The 20,144-nt window shown below is 46.5% G+C and carries 16 protein-coding genes; 12 read left to right on the top strand and 4 right to left on the bottom strand.

The genetic code is table 11. From position 1 onward, the window contains the following. Positions 1-42 precede the first annotated feature (42 nt). Together ileS and MH117_RS10130 are read left to right on the top strand one after the other, a co-directional pair. Entirely contained in the window at positions 43-3,135 is a 3,093-nt protein-coding gene (gene ileS, locus MH117_RS10135; protein WP_239328523.1) for an isoleucine--tRNA ligase, read from the top strand. A gap of 228 nt (positions 3,136-3,363) precedes the next feature. After that, on the top strand, positions 3,364-3,750 hold the full coding sequence (locus MH117_RS10130; RefSeq protein ID WP_239328522.1) for a DUF5665 domain-containing protein: 387 nt from the start codon (positions 3,364-3,366) through the stop codon (positions 3,748-3,750). Between the two features lie 2 nt (positions 3,751-3,752). Here the strand turns inward: MH117_RS10130 and MH117_RS10125 are convergent, their stop codons facing one another. Beyond that, positions 3,753-4,502: a TraR/DksA C4-type zinc finger protein gene (locus MH117_RS10125; protein ID WP_239328521.1), complete on the bottom strand. Its 750-nt coding sequence runs from the start codon at positions 4,500-4,502 to the stop codon at positions 3,753-3,755. Positions 4,503-4,681: 179 nt separating this feature from the next. On the opposite strand from MH117_RS10125, the gene lspA reads away from it, so the two are divergent. The 10 genes from lspA (at position 4,682) to pyrE (ending at position 16,919) form a co-directional block, all read left to right on the top strand. Continuing rightward, entirely contained in the window at positions 4,682-5,191 is a 510-nt protein-coding gene (lspA, locus tag MH117_RS10120; RefSeq protein ID WP_239328520.1) for a signal peptidase II, read from the top strand. Positions 5,192-5,238: 47 nt separating this feature from the next. Continuing rightward, a complete protein-coding gene (locus tag MH117_RS10115) occupies positions 5,239-6,150 on the top strand; it encodes an RluA family pseudouridine synthase (RefSeq protein ID WP_481857262.1) in 912 nt (303 codons plus the stop codon). 234 nt (positions 6,151-6,384) lie between these two features. After that, a complete protein-coding gene (locus MH117_RS10110; RefSeq protein ID WP_239328518.1) occupies positions 6,385-7,638 on the top strand; it encodes an LL-diaminopimelate aminotransferase in 1,254 nt (417 codons plus the stop codon). 473 nt (positions 7,639-8,111) lie between these two features. Beyond that, a complete protein-coding gene (pyrR, locus tag MH117_RS10105; RefSeq protein ID WP_239328717.1) occupies positions 8,112-8,648 on the top strand; it encodes a bifunctional pyr operon transcriptional regulator/uracil phosphoribosyltransferase PyrR in 537 nt (178 codons plus the stop codon). 5 nt (positions 8,649-8,653) lie between these two features. Next, a complete protein-coding gene (locus MH117_RS10100) occupies positions 8,654-9,565 on the top strand; it encodes an aspartate carbamoyltransferase catalytic subunit (RefSeq protein ID WP_239328517.1) in 912 nt (303 codons plus the stop codon). 74 nt (positions 9,566-9,639) lie between these two features. Beyond that, positions 9,640-10,920, top strand: coding sequence for a dihydroorotase (locus MH117_RS10095; RefSeq protein WP_239328516.1), 1,281 nt, complete (start codon positions 9,640-9,642; stop codon positions 10,918-10,920). 169 nt (positions 10,921-11,089) lie between these two features. Beyond that, complete coding sequence (locus tag MH117_RS10090) at positions 11,090-12,220, top strand: carbamoyl phosphate synthase small subunit (protein ID WP_239328514.1); 1,131 nt, start codon at positions 11,090-11,092, stop codon at positions 12,218-12,220. Between the two features lies 1 nt (position 12,221). Continuing rightward, the gene (gene carB, locus MH117_RS10085) at positions 12,222-15,440 is read left to right on the top strand and encodes a carbamoyl-phosphate synthase large subunit (protein ID WP_239328513.1); all 3,219 of its coding nucleotides are present in this window, start codon (positions 12,222-12,224) and stop codon (positions 15,438-15,440) included. 128 nt (positions 15,441-15,568) lie between these two features. Continuing rightward, positions 15,569-16,279, top strand: a complete 711-nt coding sequence (gene pyrF / locus MH117_RS10080) for an orotidine-5'-phosphate decarboxylase (RefSeq protein ID WP_239328716.1) — start codon at positions 15,569-15,571, stop codon at positions 16,277-16,279. Between the two features lies 1 nt (position 16,280). Next, positions 16,281-16,919, top strand: a complete 639-nt coding sequence (gene pyrE, locus MH117_RS10075; protein WP_239328512.1) for an orotate phosphoribosyltransferase — start codon at positions 16,281-16,283, stop codon at positions 16,917-16,919. 118 nt (positions 16,920-17,037) lie between these two features. Here the strand turns inward: pyrE and MH117_RS10070 are convergent, their stop codons facing one another. The 3 genes from MH117_RS10070 to MH117_RS10060 form a co-directional block, all read right to left on the bottom strand. Next, positions 17,038-17,691 (bottom strand): PepSY domain-containing protein, encoded by a 654-nt coding sequence (locus MH117_RS10070; RefSeq protein WP_239328511.1) that lies wholly within the window; start codon positions 17,689-17,691, stop codon positions 17,038-17,040. 233 nt (positions 17,692-17,924) lie between these two features. Then, on the bottom strand, positions 17,925-18,692 hold the full coding sequence (locus tag MH117_RS10065; protein WP_239328510.1) for a PepSY domain-containing protein: 768 nt from the start codon (positions 18,690-18,692) through the stop codon (positions 17,925-17,927). An 82-nt stretch (positions 18,693-18,774) separates the two neighbouring features. Beyond that, on the bottom strand, positions 18,775-20,136 hold the full coding sequence (locus MH117_RS10060) for a sensor histidine kinase (protein ID WP_239328509.1): 1,362 nt from the start codon (positions 20,134-20,136) through the stop codon (positions 18,775-18,777). Positions 20,137-20,144 lie beyond the last annotated feature (8 nt).

Below are 20,144 nucleotides of genomic sequence, written 5' to 3'. Positions count from 1 at the left end.
GGGCGGGTTTTTTTATTTTCTTAGACTGAAAGGAAGATTGCTGTGAGAAAAGTAGACGTCAAAGAACGTGCACGTGACCGTGAACTGCGAGTGTTGCAAAAATGGAATGGTGAAGGCACATTTAAAAAATCGATCAATTCCCGTGAAGACAAGCCGAACTTTGTATTCTACGAAGGGCCGCCGACTGCTAACGGTGAGCCTCATATCGGGCATGTGCTCGGTCGGGTGCTCAAAGATTTTATTTGCCGCTACAAGACGATGTCGGGCTATCGTGTTGTTCGTAAAGCTGGATGGGATACACATGGACTTCCAGTAGAACTAGGCGTGGAGAAACAGCTTGGCATATCTGGCAAGCAAGAGATTGAGAATTATGGCGTCGAAGCCTTTATTAAAAAATGTAAAGACAGCGTATTTGTATACGAACACAAATGGCGTGAACTGACAGAAGCGATCGGATACTGGACTAACATGGACGATCCGTATATTACGCTGGATAATAAATATATCGAGAGTGTATGGCACATTTTGTCGACGATTCATCAAAAAGGACTCCTGTATAAAGGTCACCGTGTAAGCCCTTATTGCCCTTGCTGCCAGACAACGCTCAGCTCACATGAAGTGGCACAAGGATACGAGACGGTGAAAGATCTGTCCGCAACAGCCAAGTTTAAGCTGCATGACAGTGGTGAATATGTGCTCGCGTGGACGACGACACCTTGGACGCTGCCGGCACACGTAGCGTTAGCGATGAATCCTGCAATGGATTATGTCCGGGTTCAGCAAGGGGACGAAGTTTATATCGTAGCAAGTAATCTTGTAACAGAGGTTATGAAAGAGGATTACGAAGTACTGTCTACACATAAAGGTGCAGAGTTTATTGGGAAGTCCTACGATGCTCCGTTCACTTATGTGAAGCCTGAGAAGGGACATCATATCGTTGGCGCCGACTTTGTGACGGATGCAAGCGGTACGGGAATCGTGCATATGGCGCCTGCACATGGTGAGGATGACTATAAGGCATGCCGCGATAACGGGCTTAGCTTCGTGAGTGTAGTCGATACACACGGACGTTATACGGACGAGATTACAGATCTGGCAGGGCGCTTCGTGAAGGATTGTGATATAGACATCGTGAAGATGTTGTCCGAGCGCGGAACTTTATTCAGTAAGGAAAAATATGAGCACAGCTATCCATTCTGCTGGCGCTGTAAATCCCCGTTGTTATATTATGCAACAGAATCCTGGTTCATTAAGACGACAGCGGTTAAAGAACAGTTAATAGAAAATAACAGCAAGGTCAACTGGTATCCTGGTCATATCCGTGAAGGACGCTTTGGTAACTTCCTAGAGGATTTGGTGGACTGGAACATCAGCCGCAATCGTTATTGGGGCACACCGCTTAACGTATGGGTATGTAACTCCTGTCATGGAGAATATGCACCGAGCAGTCATGTTGATTTGCGTGAGCGTGCAACTAGTCCGGTAAGTGAGGATTTGGAATTGCATAAGCCTTATGTAGATGCAGTGCACCTGCATTGCCCTCACTGCGAAGGCGGTGTGATGGAGCGTACATCCGAGGTTATCGACGTTTGGTTCGATAGTGGATCGATGCCATTTGCGCAGCAGCATTACCCGTTTGGTGATCAGCACAAATTTGAGGAGCAATTCCCGGCGGATATGATCTGTGAAGGAATCGACCAGACACGCGGCTGGTTCTTCAGCTTGCTGGCGGTGGCTACGCTGTTCAAAGGAGTGGCACCGTATAAAGCGGTTATGGCGACGGGGCATATTTTGGATGAGAACGGTCAGAAGATGTCCAAATCCAAAGGCAATGTCATTGATCCATGGGAAATCATCAATGAATACGGCTCAGACGCATTCCGTTGGGCGCTGCTCTCTGATAGCGCACCTTGGAACTCGAAGCGCTTCTCCAAGCAGATCGTTGCCGAAGCCAAGTCCAAAGTAATTGATACACTTGTGAATACACATGCATTTTATGCGTTGTACGCTACGATTGATAATTATGACGCAAGCGCATATCCAGTGAAGCCATCCAGCAATAAGTTGGACCGTTGGATTTTGTCTCGTCTCCATACGCTAATGACAACAGTAAGCAAAGGACTAGAAGCTAATGACTTCTTGAATCCTGCCAAAGCTATCGAGTTGTATGTTGATGAGCTGAGTAACTGGTATATTCGCCGTTCACGTGATCGTTTCTGGGGCAGTGAAATGACAGACGATAAGCTGTCTGCTTACCAGACGCTGCAACAGGTGTTGTTGACGCTGTCCAAGTTGATTGCGCCATACGCGCCAATGCTGGCAGAAGATATGTACGGCAATTTGGGTGGTGAACATGAGAGCGTGCATCTGGCCGATTATCCGCATGCTGATGCTGCAATGATTGACGTAGAGCTGGAGCGAGATATGGAGACGGCTCGTCAAATCGTCGAATTGGCGCGAAATGTTCGTAACGAGACTAGTATCAAGACACGTCAGCCGCTTTCAGAATTGATCGTGTCGATGGATCGTGAATTCGATCTTGGCGGCTACGAGGAAGTGATCAAGGACGAAATTAACGTGAAACAAATTCGCATCGAGAATAGCGATAATGGCTTTGTAGACTTTAGCCTGAAGCTTAACCTGAAAGTAGCGGGCAAGAAGTACGGCAAAAATGTCGGCCCATTACAAAATGAGCTCCGCGCTATGAATGCGCAAGCAGCGCGCAAAATCGTCGAAAGTGGATCGTGGTCCTTTACAAGCTCTGATGGAGAAGTGCTGACGGTTACGGGAGAAGAGCTTCTGATCGAGAAGATTGCGAAGGAAGGGTTTGCTTCCGCATCTGGCTACAAGATGACAGTAGCGTTGAATACAGATATTACACCTGAACTTGAGCAGGAAGGCTGGGTGCGCGAAGTGGTTCGTGCTATTCAAGATACACGCAAGAAGCACGATCTACCAATCGAGAAGCGTGTTGACCTCGTCCTGCATGTAGATGCGGAACTGCAAGCGGCCATCCAAGCATTTGAATCCACACTGCGGGACAACGTTCTGGTGTCCGCTCTGTCGTTTGGTCAAGAAGCAGACATGGAAACCATTGAATTAGGTTCCAAGACGATTGGGCTAGTGATTCGTTAATTGGATGATAGGGTCTGATGATTGTCTGATTGTAGGATGTTGAGATGTTGAGATGCTGCGATGTTAAGCATATAACCGATCTCTTCTGGTCACACTAGAGTGTGAACGTGGGACAGAACAACTTCAAGGCATATGAAGAGAGCGTCGACCGAAGCGGCACACAGTCGCGGGCGGTCACGCTCTTTTTCACAGGATACCATTGTTGACCCGAACAGGGGGCTTTCCTTAATGAAAAAGAAAAAGCAACAAAGTGAAGAGGAATTATCTGCTAAGCTTACTAAACAAATTTCGGAATGTATTCAAAATAAAAATAAATCAGACCGTGAAATATTGGAGCAGGTACATCTTCTTACGCAGAAGCTTGCGCTGCAAATGGAAAAGTCCCGTATGTACGAATATACGGAGCTTCTATTAAAACCACGCAAGTTAATCTGGGTCAACCTGATGGCTGGGGCAGCCAAAGGTGTTGGCATCGCTGTTGGCCTGACGGTAATTACAGCGATGCTGCTGTATGTGTTCCAATGGTTAGGTGCACTTAATCTGCCTATTATTGGTGATTATATTGCGGATATTGTACGAATTGTACAGCGTCAGCTGGATACGAAGATGTATTAACATTAACGCCAGTCTTCATCCAAATCTGTTATGCTGCGCTCTTCTTCAAGCAACGGTACACCTTCGCCGGCTGCAATATAACGTTCATACTGACGATTTCGAACAACTGTGACATGTCTTCCGGTCATATCGGTAGCAACAAAGCTTTCAAATGCTTCGACGCAGCCATCAAGCTCTTCCGACGCTTCAATGTATAGTTGATCATAACTATCAACGTCAGTTTCCTCGTGCATGGCAGGTGTATCGGATGTGCCCCACGCTTCAACGATCTGCCAGGCATCCTCACCATCAAATCCGTTCTGATCATCACGTTCATCAAGACTTGTGCGTCCAAACGGTGGGGTGAGAAACTGCTCTTCTACTGGTCGTCGATCAGATGTAAACGTCTCAGGGCAGTGTTCGATGCAATACATCGTAGAAGGAACAGCGTCTAGACGATCGTATGGAATGGACTGACCGCACACAACACATTTTCCATAAGTACCTTGGTCAATGTGCTGTAAAGAGGTATCGATACGTTCAAGTTCAATCTCATGATGCTCATTTAGCGCAATATCCTTCTCGCGTTCATACAACTCAGTGGCAAGATCTGCGGGATGATTGTCGATGCCGGAAAGTTCACCTGTTTGTTCGCGCAGGGAATCGGCTAGTCCATAATGATCGGATTGATGAAGACGCTGTTCATAATCTTGCTTCATTTGCTGCAGGCGAAGCTTGAGTGACTGCAACTGCTCGGAGTTGATATGGGACATGTGTCATTCTCCTTCCTGTTGGTACCTTGCTTATAGGGTGTGCGAAATTTGGATTTTTCGACATGGTAAATGAATCAGCGACTGGCTTCTATTGGACGTTATTTTTGTTCGTATGTTACAATGAGCGAGTTAAGGGAAGAATGGACAACTGTATTTTACAAATGAGGTGACTAAAGTCTGTGTGGTATTATGTACTCGCATTAATTGTGTTTCTGCTTGACCAGGGCACCAAGTGGTTGATAGCAACACGCCTGACGATTGGGGAGAGAATTCCGGTTATCGGCGACTTTTTTCTAATTACATCGCATCGTAACACAGGTGCAGCTTTCAGCATTCTTGAGAACCAACGTTGGTTTCTGCTTTCGATTACCGTAGTCGTTGTATCAGGTATTATATGGTACCTGCAGAAAATAAAGCACGGGCATGGTCTATTGCTGCCTACAGGGATTGGACTCATTTTAGGTGGGGCTATCGGCAACTTTTTAGATCGTGCACTCACAGGTGAAGTAGTAGATTTCCTAATGTTTAACTTTGGAAGTTATACGTTCCCAATATTTAATGTAGCAGACATGGGTATCTGCATTGGGGTGGGACTAGTACTTCTCGACACCATTTTGTCTGTGCGTCGTGAGAACCAAATGAAAGAGCAGGAAAGCAAGCAGGAAGGAACGGTTGAGGAAACATCATGAACAACGAAGAACAATGCATTCCAAGCCCCATTGAGACAGATTTAGATATGTTGAATTGGACGGTTACGACTGAATATGCCAAGGAACGAATCGATAAATACATTACAGAATCTATTGAACATGACGTGTCCCGTTCACAGGTGCAGTTATGGATCAAAGACGGTCATGTGTTAGTTAATGGAAAGCCCGTAAAAGCAAATTACAAATGTATGCTGGATGATGTCATTGAACTTCATATGCCAGAACCAGAAACTGTTGACCTGCTTGCAGAGGATATTCCGCTTGACGTCTACTACGAGGATGCTGATGTGATTGTTATCAACAAACCACGCGGTTTGGTTGTTCATCCAGCGCCTGGACATAGCTCTGGCACGGTTGTGAACGCTTTGATGTATCATTGCAAGGATCTGTCTGGCATTAACGGCGAGCTTCGTCCTGGTATCGTACATCGCATCGATAAAGATACTTCCGGCCTACTGATGGCTGCGAAGAATGATCGTGCTCATGCTTCATTGGCTGCACAGTTGAAGGCGCATATGGTTATTCGTAAGTATATTGCCTTGGTTCACGGGAATGTGCCGCACGATCAAGGTACCGTTGATGCACCAATTGGTCGCGATGAACACGATCGCAAAATGTATACGGTAACGGATCGGAATAGCAAACATGCCGTTACACATTTCAAAGTGCTGGAGCGATTCGGCGATTCTACTCTTGTGGAGCTGAAGCTGGAGACTGGCAGAACGCATCAGATTCGGGTACATATGAAATTTATTGGTCATCCGCTGGTGGGAGATCCTATGTACAGTCGCGGCACACGGGGCCTGACGATGGAAGGACAGGCATTACATGCTGAGACACTTGGATTTGTTCACCCGGCAACGGGGGAATTGCTGGAATTTAAAGCACCGATTCCATCGGATATGGATGATTTACTAATGAGAATTCGAAATCGATAATACGTTTACCTAGACAGCGATAGGATCATGGGCTGTATGCAAACAAGTACAAATGTTTGCATATATCATCCATACCCATCGCTGTCTTTGCTATTTTATACTTGATAAAAGTAATGACTTCACTTGTAGTGCATCCTAACTAAAGTCTAAGTATTAAAGACGGGATGTCGTACAGGGATAGCATTGTGTATGGATATCGGAATTAGTAAAGATAGATGAAGGAGAGATTGTCGGATGACGATTGAACAATATCAGGAAACTTACATTCAACAGGTGTTCGCTAATCGGATCGGCGGAGCGAATTACGGTAAAGATACGAATATTTATAAATTTGAAAAAATTAAACGTGCCAAAGCAGCTGCCAAGCTAGTCCATCCAGATGTTGAATTGATTGATATGGGTGTGGGTGAACCCGATGAAATGGCGGATTCAGGAATTGTAGCAAAGCTGGCAGAAGAAGCTGGAAAGCCTGAAAATCGAGGCTATGCAGATAACGGGATACGTGAGTTCCAAGCGGCTGCAGCTAACTACTTACGCGATGTATTTGGCGTCGAAGGCATTAACGGCGAGACTGATGTGCTGCATTCCATTGGTACGAAGCCAGCTCTTGCTATGCTTCCATCCTGCTTTATTAATCCAGGAGACGTCACGATCATGACCGTTCCGGGTTACCCGGTGCTAGGTACTCATACGAAATATTTGGGCGGCGAGGTATTTACGGTTCAATTAACCAAGGAGAACAGCTTTCTTCCGAATTTGGACAGCATTCCAGATGACATATCCAAGCGTGCCAAGCTGTTGTATTTAAACTACCCTAACAATCCTACTGGAGCTGCAGCTACTGTGGAATTTTTTGAAAAAGTGGTTGCCTGGGCTAAGAAGCATGAAGTGATCGTTGTACACGATGCTCCTTACTCTGCCCTAACGTATGACGGTGTTAAGCCGCTCAGCTTCCTCAGTATCCCAGGTGCAAAAGATGTAGGTGTTGAATTGCATTCTTTGTCAAAGTCTTTCAATATGACAGGCTGGCGTATTGGATTTATTGCGGGCAATCCCCTGGTCGTTAAGGCATTTGGGGATGTAAAAGACAATAGTGATTCAGGCCAATTTATAGCTATTCAAAAAGCAGCGGTTTATGGTTTGGAACATCCAGAAATAACAGAAGCGATCTCGGAGAAATACTCCCGTCGTCACAATTTGCTGGTAGCAGCGTTGAATGAGATTGGCTTCCATGCCGAGAAACCAAAAGGTTCTTTCTTCCTTTATGTGGAGGCTCCGAAAAGCGTGGTGGGTGGACCGGAATTTGCAACTGGTGAGGAATTCTCCCAGTACTTGATTCGGGAGAAACTCATTTCAACCGTGCCGTGGGATGACGCGGGTCGCTTTGTTCGGTTCTCTGTTACATTCCAAGCAAGCGGCGCAGAAGAAGAAAAGCGTGTTATTGCCGAGCTAAAGCGGCGATTGACGGATGTGCAGTTTGTATTTTAAGCAGTAAGATGTATGATATTTATCACATAACCTTGACAATGTGCGGGTACAGTGGCATAATCCTATTAAACGCATATTGAACCTTTAATTCAGTCCCGAGAGACTGGCAAGGTCACGCTCGTCATGCGAATGAGCTAACGGGTAGGTCAAGGAATGACTATGTGCACGAGATGCCATAATTTCCTATACACATCTACCTGAGTTGGTTATAGATTACAGTGAGACGGAAGCTCATACCCATTATTTGAGGTGTGCAGCATCAACTGGATCTATATACAACGATTTTTCATTAGCCATTCATTGTTATTTAGCATACGAACTCCTTGCCTTAGGGCAAGGAGTTTTTTTGTATCCAAAATACGGCTGGAGAAGGAACTCGGAGCAAAGTAAAGTTGTGAGTTACGCATAGAGGTTCAAATACGTGTGAAGCTAAGACAAGATCAGAGTCGAAGGGAGGGCTCGTATTGAGCACGATGGAATACAACATCATTATGGATGAAGCCGCAATTCGCAGAGCGCTGACTCGGATTGCTCATGAGATTCTCGAACGCAACAAAGGTATTGAGGATTGCGTACTCGTCGGAATTCGCACAAGAGGAATTTATTTGGCAGAACGTATTGCGGAACGGATTCAGGCGATTGAAAGCATGAGCATTCCCGTAGGCGAACTGGATATTACAAGATACCGCGACGATCGCAAGGTTAATGAGATCGACACGAGTTCGACATCTGGCGAAGGCTTTCCGATATACGGCCAAAAAATTATTTTGTGCGACGACGTTTTATATACGGGTAGAACGATACGCGCTGCCATGGACGCTATTATGGATCACGGTCGGCCGGAAATGATTCAACTTGCTGTACTGGCCGATCGGGGGCATCGCGAGCTGCCGATTCGACCAGACTACGTAGGCAAAAATGTACCAACTTCTAAATCAGAAGAAATACAAGTAGCGTTAAAAGAAATTGACGGCATCGACGAGGTTAAAATCGCGCACAACAGGGGGTAAGGTCGATGGTAGCAGTACACTTGGAACGTTCAATGAAGGATCGCAGCTTGCTAGGACTAAAAGACATCAGCCGGAGCGAAATAGAGTCCATTCTGGAACGTGCGGCTTATTGGGAAGCTCAAACTGTGAAAGTAAGCGATAAGCTTCAACATAAATTTATTGCCAACATGTTCTTCGAGAACAGCACCCGAACGCGCTGCTCTTTTGAAGTCGCGCAGAAGCGGCTAGGTGCCGAAGTCATCAACTTCACGGCAGCAGCATCGAGCGTAGAGAAAGGCGAATCCGTCTATGATACGGTGCGCACCTTAGAATCAATGGGAATGGACGCAGGTGTCATTCGCTTGAAGCCAGCAGGGGTGCTGCAGCAATTGGCAGCTCAAGTCAAAATACCTTTAATTAACGCCGGGGACGGCAACAATGAACATCCAACGCAAGCCTTACTCGATATGTACACAATGAAGAAACATTTCGGTGAGCTAGAAGGATTGCGAGTAGCAGTAGTTGGGGATGTAGAGCATAGCCGAGTTGCTAGATCCAACCTTTGGGCGCTGCGCAAATTTGGGGCTGAGGTTCACTTCTGCGCACCAACCAATATGAGAGCAAACGAGTTGGACGTCAATTACATCACCATGGAAGAAGCGCTCAAGGCAGATGTGGTCATGATGCTGCGTGTACAGCTAGAGCGTCATAAGCACAACATGTTCTCGACTTCGGAAGAGTATCGCTCCGCTTATGGTATGACGGTTGAACGTGCAGGCCAGCTGCAAGATCACGCGATTATAATGCATCCTGCTCCAGTTAATCGCAACGTTGAGATTGATGATGCGGTGGTTGAATGCAAGCAGGCACGGATTTTTGACCAAATGAGCAATGGTGTACCCATCCGAATGGCTGTTGTAGAACGCGCTTTGAGCTAATGTGGGATGACATGACTCAGACATAAAGGTTAGGTTGACGACAAGGCATAACAGGCTGAGAGGAGAACGATTTGATGTATATACTAACAAATGCCAGCATTCTGAACGAGCAAGGTGACCTGGTACGCGCACATATCTGGGTTGAAGAGGGCGTTATTTGCCGCGTTACAACTACGGAAGAAATGATTCCGGCAGGAATCGAGACGGTAGACGTGGATGGAAAATTTGTCACGGCCGGGTTTATCGATATGCACGTGCATCTGCGTGAGCCGGGATTCGAACATAAAGAAACCATTGCGACAGGAACTCGATCGGCGGCAAGAGGCGGATATACAACAATTGCATGTATGCCTAATACACGACCTATTATAGATACACCGGAAACCGTAAAATTTGTGCTGGATAAAGCAGCTCATGAAGGGGTCGTTAAAGTCTTACCGTACGGAGCGATTACGAAAAATGAGCTGGGCCGCGAGTTAACGGACTTCGAAGCCTTAAAGGAAGCAGGCGTAGTCGGATTTACGGATGACGGAGTAGGCGTGCAGACAGCTCAGATGATGAAAGATGCAATGGCTCGCGCCAAAAAGCTTGACATGCCAGTAATCGCACATTGTGAGGATGAGTCACTGGTTAAAGGAGCTGCGGTAACGGACGGCGAATTTGCCCGCAAGCATGGCATGAAGGGCATTCCAAATGAATCCGAAGCGATTCATGTTGGTCGCGATGTACTGCTTGCTGAAGCAACAGGTGTACATTATCATGTGTGTCACGTCAGCACTGAGCAGTCCATTCGCTTAATTCGCCAAGCGAAGCAGGTCGGCGTTCGAGTCACAGCGGAAGTATGCCCGCACCACCTGCTCTTATCAGATGAAGATATTCCGTCTATGGATGCGAACTGGAAGATGAACCCGCCACTCCGCTCACCGCGTGATGTGCAAGCGTGCATCGACGCAATCAAAGATGGCACGATTGACATTTTGGTTACGGATCATGCTCCGCATAGCGAAGAAGAGAAGGCAAAGGGCATGGAGCTTGCACCTTTCGGGATTGTCGGCTTGGAGACGGCGTTCCCGCTCATGTACACAAAGTTTGTTGCAACAGGTGCTTGGTCGCTGGAATTGCTCGTCAAAAGAATGACCTCCGATCCGGCACGGGTATTCAGCTTGAATACGGGCAGATTGGAAGAGGGAGCACCTGCGGATCTCGCAGTCATCGATCTTGATACAGAGCGCGAAGTTGATCCTGCTCAGTTTCTTAGCAAGGGACGTAATACACCATTTACAGGCTGGAAATTAAAAGGCTGGACAGTGATGACAATTGTTGATGGTCGAATCGTGTGGGCGGATAACAAGTAACCTAATAAACACTTCATACTATGGGGATCATCGAAATTCCATCCGCTTATACGGGTAATGTTAAACGATGATTAGGTACTACAGATGAGAACAATATAAACAGATATAGATAGAAATTGATGCGGCTTATACGAGTCAGATAGGCCAGAGAGAGCGAGGAGAGACGTATATGCAAGCAAAATTGTTGTTGGAAGATGGCACTCTGTTCACAGGTACGGCATTCGGGGCAGATTGTGAAACAGTAGGAGAGGTCGTATTTAACACAGGAATTACTGGTTACCAGGAAGTATTGTCTGATCCGTCTTATTGTGGCCAGATCGTAACGATGACATATCCATTGATCGGCAACTACGGCATTACGCGTGACGATTTCGAAGCCATCCGCCCTTATGTTCATGGGTTCGTCGTTCGTCGCCACGAAGAGATGCCTAGCAACTGGCGCGCTGAATATTCAGTAGATCGCTTGCTGAAAGAATACGGAATTCCAGGTATCAGCGGTATTGATACACGGATGCTCACTCGTAAACTGCGCCACTTTGGCACGATGAAAGGTATACTAGCAACTGGAAGCAAGCCTGTGGGAGAACTGCAAGAGATGCTTGGCGCAACGCCAATTATTAGAGACCAAGTTGCACGTACATCTACTAAACAACTCTTCTCTAGCCCTGGCAATGGCGAACGTATCGTACTTGTTGACTTTGGTGCAAAGAGCGGCATTTTGCGCGAATTAACGCAGCGCGGCTGTGACGTGGTGGTGGTGCCGCATGACACGACAGCAGATGAGATTCGTCGCCTTCGCCCTGACGGCGTTCAACTCTCTAACGGCCCTGGAGATCCGAAAGACGTTCCACATGCGGTGAAAATGCTGCAAGAGTTAATCGGTGAAATTCCGATCTTCGGTATTTGCTTGGGACACCAATTGTTTGCACTGGCATGCGGCGCTGATACTGGGCGTTTGAAGTTCGGCCACCGCGGCGGCAATCATCCTGTCAAGGAGCTCGCAACCGATCGTTGTTATATCACTTCACAGAATCATGGATATACGGTTGTCGAAGATTCCATCGCAGGAACTGAGCTTGAAGTGACACATATCAATAACAATGACAAAACGATCGAAGGTCTGAAGCATAAAAAGTATCCGGCATTCACGGTTCAATACCATCCTGAAGCAGCACCTGGACCGCATGATAGCAGTTATTTATTCGACCAATTCATCGATATGATACACGAACACAAACGTAATTTGCCTAAAGTTCCGCGTCAGGCGGAATTGGCAGCTCAGCTGAAAGGGGAACAATAACATGCCTAAAAATACAGAACTCAAAAAAATTCTCGTTATCGGTTCCGGTCCAATCGTCATTGGTCAAGCTGCGGAATTCGACTACGCAGGAACCCAAGCATGTCAAGCTCTGAAAGAAGAGGGCTTGGAGGTTGTTCTTATCAACAGCAACCCTGCCACGATTATGACAGATACGAATATGGCAGACAAAGTATATATTGAACCTATCACGCTGGAATATGTAACCCAAATTATTCGACAAGAACGTCCGGATGGATTGCTTCCGACATTAGGTGGACAAACCGGACTTAACATGGCGGTAGAACTTGCACGTGCAGGCGTGTTGGAGCAAGAGAATGTTCGTTTGCTCGGCACGCAGCTTGAAGCGATTGAACGTGCGGAAGACCGCGATCTGTTCCGTGAGCTGATGCGTGAATTGGAGCAGCCTGTGCCAGAGAGTGTTATCGTGACCTCGGTCCAAGATGCGGTTGATTTCGCAAATCAGATTGGCTACCCGATTATCGTTCGTCCAGCTTATACGCTTGGTGGTACGGGCGGCGGAATTTGCGATGATGAGGTGCAGCTTCGTGATATCGTAGCATCTGGTATACGCTATAGCCCGATCGGTCAATGCTTGATCGAGAAGAGCATCGCGGGTATGAAGGAAGTGGAATATGAGGTCATGCGCGATGCCAATGACAACTGTATCGTCGTATGTAACATGGAGAATTTTGACCCAGTTGGTGTTCATACAGGTGACAGTATCGTTGTAGCTCCAAGCCAAACGCTGTCCGATCGTGAATACCAGATGCTTCGCTCTGCGTCGCTTAAAATTATCCGCGCTTTGAATATAGAGGGCGGATGTAACGTACAGTTTGCGCTGGATCCATTCAGCTACCAGTACTATGTCATTGAGGTGAATCCTCGTGTGAGTCGTTCATCAGCACTGGCATCCAAAGCGACGGGCTACCCAATCGCCAAGATGGCCGCTAAGATCGCGGTCGGATACACACTTGACGAGATCGTTAACCCTGTTACTGGTCAGACATACGCGTGCTTCGAACCGACACTGGATTACATCGTATCGAAGATTCCACGCTGGCCGTTTGACAAATTTACGCAAGCGAACCGCAAGCTGGGCACACAGATGAAAGCGACTGGCGAAGTGATGGCTATCGGTCGAACTTTTGAAGAGTCGATGCATAAAGCTATCCGCTCTCTGGAGATCGGCGTTCACCGTTTGTTCCTGAAAGGGACGGACGAACTGGATAAAGAAACACTTGATGCACGTCTGAAATCGCCAGACGATGAGCGAATGTTCTTGATTGCGGAAGCCTATCGTAGAGGATATAGCTTACAAGAAATTCAAAGCTTAACTAACATTGACTGGTGGTTCTTAGATAAGCTGGAGCGGATGATTCGGTTCGAGGATCGTATTAGTGCGGAGGAAACACTATCTAACGAAACATTATATGAAGCGAAACGAATGGGCTTTACGGATCGTGCTATTGCAGAAATCCGCAGCCAAGCGTTCCCTGGAGGTTACTTGACCAAGGAAGCAGACGTGCGGAAGTTGCGCAAAGACCAAGGTTTGGTCCCTGTATATAAAATGGTAGATACTTGTGCGGCTGAGTTTGAAGCAACAACGCCTTACTATTACTCGACCTATGAAACCGAGAATGAAGTCACTTCTTCTAAAAAAGAAAAAGTAATCGTATTAGGCTCCGGACCGATCCGTATTGGTCAAGGTATTGAATTCGATTACTCAACCGTGCACGCGGTATGGGCAATTCAAAATGCAGGTTACGAAGCGGTTATTATCAACAATAACCCCGAGACGGTATCGACGGACTTTAATACCTCTGATCGTCTCTACTTTGAGCCTTTGTTCTTCGAAGATGTAATGAATGTTATTGAGCAAGAGAAGCCGATTGGGGTTATCGTACAGTTCGGTGGTCAGACAGCAATCAACTTGGCAGAACCACTATCCAAGGAAGGCGTTCGTATTCTAGGTACGAGCCTTGAGAGCATTGATGAAGCGGAAGATCGGAAACGATTCGAAGCACTGTTGTCCCGTCTAAACATTGCACAGCCTCAGGGTAGCACCGTCACATCTGTGGATGAAGCAGTTGGCACAGCACAAGGACTAGGTTATCCAGTACTTGTACGTCCTTCGTATGTACTAGGTGGACGTGCGATGGAGATCGTTTACTCTGACAACGAGCTTTTAAGCTACATGGAGCAGGCTGTCAAGATCAATCCGGATCATCCGGTGTTAATTGACCGCTATATGCTCGGCAAGGAAGTTGAAGTAGACGCGATCTGTGATGGGGATACGGTGCTGATCCCGGGTATTATGGAGCATGTTGAGCGTGCAGGTGTTCACTCGGGTGACTCGATTGCGGTATATCCACCGCAGCATCTTAAACCAGAATTACAACAGAAGGTTGTAGAAATTACGATCCGAATTGCAAAAGAATTAAAGACAATCGGGCTTGTGAACATTCAGTTTGTTATCTATAAAGATGAGGTGTATGTTATCGAGGTGAACCCGCGTTCATCCCGAACAGTGCCTTTCCTAAGCAAAGTAACGAATATTCCGATGGCAAATATTGCAACGAAGCTTATTCTCGGCAGCAAGCTGAATGATCTTGGTTATCAAGAAGGACTGTGGCCTGAAGACGAGTATGTATCTGTCAAAGTTCCTGTGTTCTCCTTTGCCAAGCTGCGTCGTGTCGAGCCGACACTTGGACCGGAAATGAAATCGACCGGTGAGGTTATGGGGCGTGATGTGCAGTATGCCAAGGCTTTGTACAAAGGGCTTGTGGGATCAGGTATGAAAATCCCAACAACTGGCTCCATCATCTGTACGGTGGCTGACAAAGATAAGGAAGAAGCCATCGAGCTGATGCGCGGATTCGTCAACCTGGGTTACAAGATTATTGCAACCGGAGGAACGGCTGTAGCACTTGAAGAGGCCGGCTTAAATGTCACACACGTGAAAAAGTTAACAGAAGGATCTCCTAACATTCTGGACTTGATTCGCAACGGTGAAGCTCACTTCGTGGTGAATACGCTGACCAAAGGCAAGACGCCTGAGCGTGATGGCTTCCGTATTCGCCGTGAGGCAGTAGAAAATGGTATCGTCTGTATGACTTCTCTGGACACAGTAGGTGCCTTGCTTGGCATGCTGGAGCAAATCAATTTCTCTTCACGCCCGATGCCAACAATTCAATCCTAAATAGATGAATGTTTAAAGCTGCGAGGAGGCCATCAAGGCCTCCTCGGGCTATGAACGGGGGCTTGTATTCGGAATCATAGAATAGAGTGGAAGGGGCTGTTATCTTGATAAATGCTACGACGGAGCAAATGGCAGGCCGCATCATGGTGGCTTTAGATTATCCGAATGCAGACTCAGCTAAGCAATTAATTAGACAGTTAGAAGGCATTCCGTGTTATATGAAAGTGGGGATGCAGCTCTTTTATGCGGCGGGTCCAGACTTTGTACGTGAGCTAAAAACACGAGGCTATAAAGTATTCCTTGATGTCAAGATGCACGATATACCGAACACGGTAAAAGGTGGAGCGAACAGTGTAACGAAGCTGGGCGTGGATATGTTTAATGTCCATGCTGCGGGTGGCGTACAGATGATGCGCGCTGCACTTGAAGGTGTAGAAGCGGCAATAGCGGCCGATGCTTCACAAATAAGACCTACGGTTATCGCAGTTACCCAATTGACCAGTACAAGTCAACAGGTGATGAATGACGAAATAGGCATAGCTGGCTCTGTATCGGAAGCGGTAGTACGTTATGCGCGCTCCAGCTTAGAAGCAGGATTGAATGGTGTAGTTGCTTCTCCTCAGGAAGTAACAATGATTAAGGAAGCTTGTGGTGCTTCATTCCAAACGATAACGCCAGGAATCCGTCCTGCCGGCAGCGATCTGGGAGACCAATCTCGGGTTATGACACCTAAAGCAGCGTTTGCAGAAGGGACTGATTATGTCGTAATCGGTCGCCCGATTACAGCCGCCGCTAACCCTCGCGAAGCGCTGGAAACTATTTTGAAGGAGCTGGTCTAACATGACAACGAACCAACTGGAACTAACTATTGCGAAGCATTTACTGGATATTCAAGCGGTGGCATTACGTCCGAATGAGCCATTTACGTGGACCTCTGGCATCAAATCACCGATTTATTGTGACAACCGCTTAACGATGTCATATCCGGAAATTCGGAACGCCATTGCAGAAGGCTTTGCTCAATTAATCAAAGAGTTTGCTCCTGATGCAGAAGTTATTGCTGGCACAGCAACAGCGGGGATTCCACATGCGGCATGGGTGGCGGATAAGCTCGGTTTACCTATGGCTTATATTCGTGATAAAGCAAAAGGACACGGTAAACAAAACCAGATCGAAGGACTGATTCGTCCGGGTCAAAAAGTGGTAGTTATCGAAGATTTGATTTCAACCGGCGGAAGCTCGATTAAGGCAGCGCAAGCCATTCGTGAAGCCGGGGCAGATCCGCTTGCTGTATACGCCATTTTCAGCTATCAGTTGGACAAGGCGGTTCAAGCTTTTGCTAAGGCTGGAATTACGCTTCGCACACTATCGAATTATTCTGCGCTCATTCAAGCAGCGCTCGATAACAACGTCATTAAAGAAGCTGATCTCAGTGCGCTGCAAGCATGGCGTGAAGATCCGACTACTTGGGGCGTGTAACAAGGCTTAGAATACGTTACCGTGCTGAACAACAGGGTGCTTGGCAAGCTGACATGGCAATAAATGCTGTCAGCTTGTTTTATACCCTTGACGGAGTAATCAGTTATTAGGAGGTCACCTACTCTTTATCATCCCATTCTATTTGGAGAATGCGACCATCTGCAGCTGCAATATCAAGCTGAACGTATCGTCCATCGACGGAGCGAAGTTCGACTTCATACACCGAGACGCCATCATCTGTGTCACGTTCAATCTCAATAAGAGAGCCTGACACTTGCTGAAGGGCGATTTTAACCGCTTGTTCTTTAGAAATGGTCTGCTTAGTCTTTGCTGGTTGGTTGTTCTGTGTTGTGATGCCCTGTGTATGTTTTGTATCTTGCATGCTCACTTGCTCGTGCTTAGATTCATGCTTAATCTGATTCTTTATGCTTTTTTTCTCCCATGTGGCCTTGCCAGTCAAGGCATCGATATAGAGCTCATCAGCATTGTCTGCCCGATTCGAGAATTCTACTTCATAATAGTAACGGCGACCTTGCTTGTGCAGTTCGATCTCCTCAATGATGCCTTCTTTGACAGTGGCTAACGCTATTTGCTTTGCCTCGTTCATTTCGAGAAGGGCAGGAGGGTTGCTATCCTTTACTTGGCCAGCCAATTTGGAACCTGTAGAGCTACTGTAACCGGCTTGTGCGATATGCGCAGTCCCCATACTTATGCCGGCAATAAGCATTATTCCCCCCAGTAATCCCGCGACTATTTTGGTACGTTTATTCATATCAAATTCCTCCTTGTATATGCCTTGTTCGGCTATAACGTTCAGCATACTAGGACAAGATGAGAGGAATACAATAGGAAAATGAGAAAACGATTAGAAGTCTTTGACCTAATCACCTACCCACATAATCATCTAAAGGCAGCTTTTTTCAGCACGATCAACGCACTGCAAGCGGTAGAGAAGGCACTTAATTAGCGATGAATCTCTTCAAATGCGAATATGCATTAGCAGATCTAATCCTCCCATTTAACAGCCGCAATCTCACCAGAGTATGCATTTACGTACACAGTAACCTCCTCTTTATTAGCTGCTGTGATTTCCACCTCATATACAAGCATGCCATCTTCATCCTCCAACTCGATGGATGAGACAATACCTTTTACTTTCGCTAACGCGATTTTTTTAGCTTGATCTGAGGTGAGTCGGGTTGGCTTGTTAGGCTGCTTACTCTCGTCTGACTGCTTGGAACTACGGGTAATATGAATAACCTTTCCATCCCGCCTGTTTATTTTTACAACCGCTCGTATCGTGCTGCTCTCCAATTGAACAACGTAGACCTGAGTCCCATTTTTGTCGGTATTGATTTCTACGGATTGGACCATTCCTTTGAAGCGGGTAAGAGCAATCTTTTTAGCCGCTTCTTTGGTGATATGCGCTGATTGATCGGGCCTAGCCTCGTCCTTTTTATCAGTCGGACGGTTAGGGGGCTCATTTGTATTGCTTTTTCGCGTAAGCTGCTCTATAGTGCCGTCATGACCATTAACCGACACGTGATAGGTTCCATGTTGGTTCGATATAGCTGCCACGTATGTTGCGGCTTGCCGCGAGGAAACGAGCTCAACCTGAGAGACAGTGCCTGAATACTTATTCTCGAGAAGCAAACGAACATCAGCTTCCGTTAAGAGAGGTTGTTCTCGCTTAGATGTAAGCAAATACAGGGACCAACCTAACAGAAGCGATATAAGTGCGCAACTGATGATTATCTTAGCTGTTCGGGTCATGTTTCTCATCCTTTCTTCTTTTTACATATAATATCCGGTCTATATTAGAAAGGGCTGAGAAAGGCAGCGGGTAGAGACGCACCTATACCTCTGATCTAGGTAATAAAATGGTAAAACAACTATACTCCCCTTCTTTACTGTCGACTTCGATGCTGCCGCCATGCAAATCTACTATACGTTTGGCAATGGCAAGTCCTAGACCTGTGCCCCCGCTATTCCGTCCTCTTGCTTTATCTACCCGATAAAACCGGTCAAATATATGAGGCAACTCCGAGTCGGGAATTCCAATTCCAGTATCAGCCACCGCTATAAAGGTGTTATTTCGGATGGTGCCTACTCGCACCTCAATATCACTTGAACTGTACGCTATTGCATTTTGTAGTAAAATATACATCGCCTGTTTGAGCTTCTCACTATCAGCTTGTACAATTACAACGTCAGTACTGCAAACTGACCGTATGACACGCTGGAATCCAGCGCTTGTCAAACGTGTGGTTTCGTCAACCAGTTGCAGCACGTCTACGTCTGTGACATCCAGATTCCAGTCTTGGTCATGACGTGCTAAGTCAAGCATTTGCAGTGTCATTTCCCTCATTCGCAGTGCCTCGCTATAGATGGCTTCGACAGATTCATCCAACACTTCCGGATCATTTTTACCCCATCGTTTTAACATTTTGGCGTAACTTTCGATCACGGTTAGTGGTGTTTTTAACTCGTGGGAGGCATCAGCTATAAATTGCTGCTGTTTAGTGAAGTTGTTCTCCAACTGCTCCATCATTGTGTTAAAGGTAATGCCTAGTTTGTAAATTTCGTCGTTTGAATGTTGTTTTAGTTCTAATTTCTTAAAAATTTGTTTGCGCTGGATTTCTTGCATCGTCGATATCATCGTATGGATCGGGCGCAGCATGAGAGTACTAAGCCATCTGCCGGCCAAGAGAGACGGGATAAGAACAATTAAAGCAGCTGTAAGAAGAACCCATCTCAAGACGTATAAGTTGTGTTTAGCGGTATCCATACTTTCGGACACTTCTAGCGCGACCACGCTGCCATCCTGCCAAATGATCGGGAAATAAGCAACAGCATACATATTCCCGTTGACCTTATGAAGTTGGGTATGTTCTCTGGTCTCATATAGCAGCGGAAGCTGTGTATATTCAGGCTCCTTGGTAATTGTAAGTGCTGACTTCTCATTATTCTGAATAAGTCTGATCATGCCATTGACAGGAAGAAACGCACGCAGCACATCGCCAGTTGCCGCCTGCTCCTCAGATGTGGACGAGGGTAGGGGGTGGACAGCTTCAGTGATTTGTTCCGCCTTAGCATGGATTCGCGCAAGCGACTCCTTAGTTGTCATGTTAGCGAAGATGATATAGATGGATACATTAATAATAATGGTAATCAGCATAAGCCATACAGTCGTCAATAAATGAATTTTCCGTCGCATATTCATCC

Origin of the sequence: Paenibacillus sp. ACRRX (genome assembly GCF_022346885.1) — a bacterium.
Lineage (GTDB): Bacteria > Bacillota > Bacilli > Paenibacillales > Paenibacillaceae > Paenibacillus_B.
This window is presented reverse-complemented; position numbering and strand designations above follow the sequence as displayed.

Excerpts from the sequence above, each read along its gene's own strand:
- MH117_RS10100 (WP_239328517.1), top strand. The coding sequence starts at position 8,654 with ATGGTAGCAGTACACTTGGAACGTTCAATGAAGGATCGCAGCTTGCTA.
- carB (WP_239328513.1), top strand. The coding sequence starts at position 12,222 with ATGCCTAAAAATACAGAACTCAAAAAAATTCTCGTTATCGGTTCCGGT.
- pyrF (WP_239328716.1), top strand. The coding sequence starts at position 15,569 with ATGGCAGGCCGCATCATGGTGGCTTTAGATTATCCGAATGCAGACTCA.
- pyrR (WP_239328717.1), top strand. The coding sequence starts at position 8,112 with ATGGAATACAACATCATTATGGATGAAGCCGCAATTCGCAGAGCGCTG.
- MH117_RS10095 (WP_239328516.1), top strand. The coding sequence starts at position 9,640 with ATGTATATACTAACAAATGCCAGCATTCTGAACGAGCAAGGTGACCTG.
- MH117_RS10065 (WP_239328510.1), bottom strand. The coding sequence starts at position 18,692 with ATGACCCGAACAGCTAAGATAATCATCAGTTGCGCACTTATATCGCTT.
- pyrE (WP_239328512.1), top strand. The coding sequence starts at position 16,281 with ATGACAACGAACCAACTGGAACTAACTATTGCGAAGCATTTACTGGAT.
- MH117_RS10060 (WP_239328509.1), bottom strand. The coding sequence starts at position 20,136 with ATGCGACGGAAAATTCATTTATTGACGACTGTATGGCTTATGCTGATT.
- MH117_RS10070 (WP_239328511.1), bottom strand. The coding sequence starts at position 17,691 with ATGAATAAACGTACCAAAATAGTCGCGGGATTACTGGGGGGAATAATG.
- MH117_RS10090 (WP_239328514.1), top strand. The coding sequence starts at position 11,090 with ATGCAAGCAAAATTGTTGTTGGAAGATGGCACTCTGTTCACAGGTACG.
- MH117_RS10125 (WP_239328521.1), bottom strand. The coding sequence starts at position 4,502 with ATGTCCCATATCAACTCCGAGCAGTTGCAGTCACTCAAGCTTCGCCTG.
- MH117_RS10115 (WP_481857262.1), top strand. The coding sequence starts at position 5,239 with ATGTTGAATTGGACGGTTACGACTGAATATGCCAAGGAACGAATCGAT.
- MH117_RS10110 (WP_239328518.1), top strand. The coding sequence starts at position 6,385 with ATGACGATTGAACAATATCAGGAAACTTACATTCAACAGGTGTTCGCT.
- MH117_RS10130 (WP_239328522.1), top strand. The coding sequence starts at position 3,364 with ATGAAAAAGAAAAAGCAACAAAGTGAAGAGGAATTATCTGCTAAGCTT.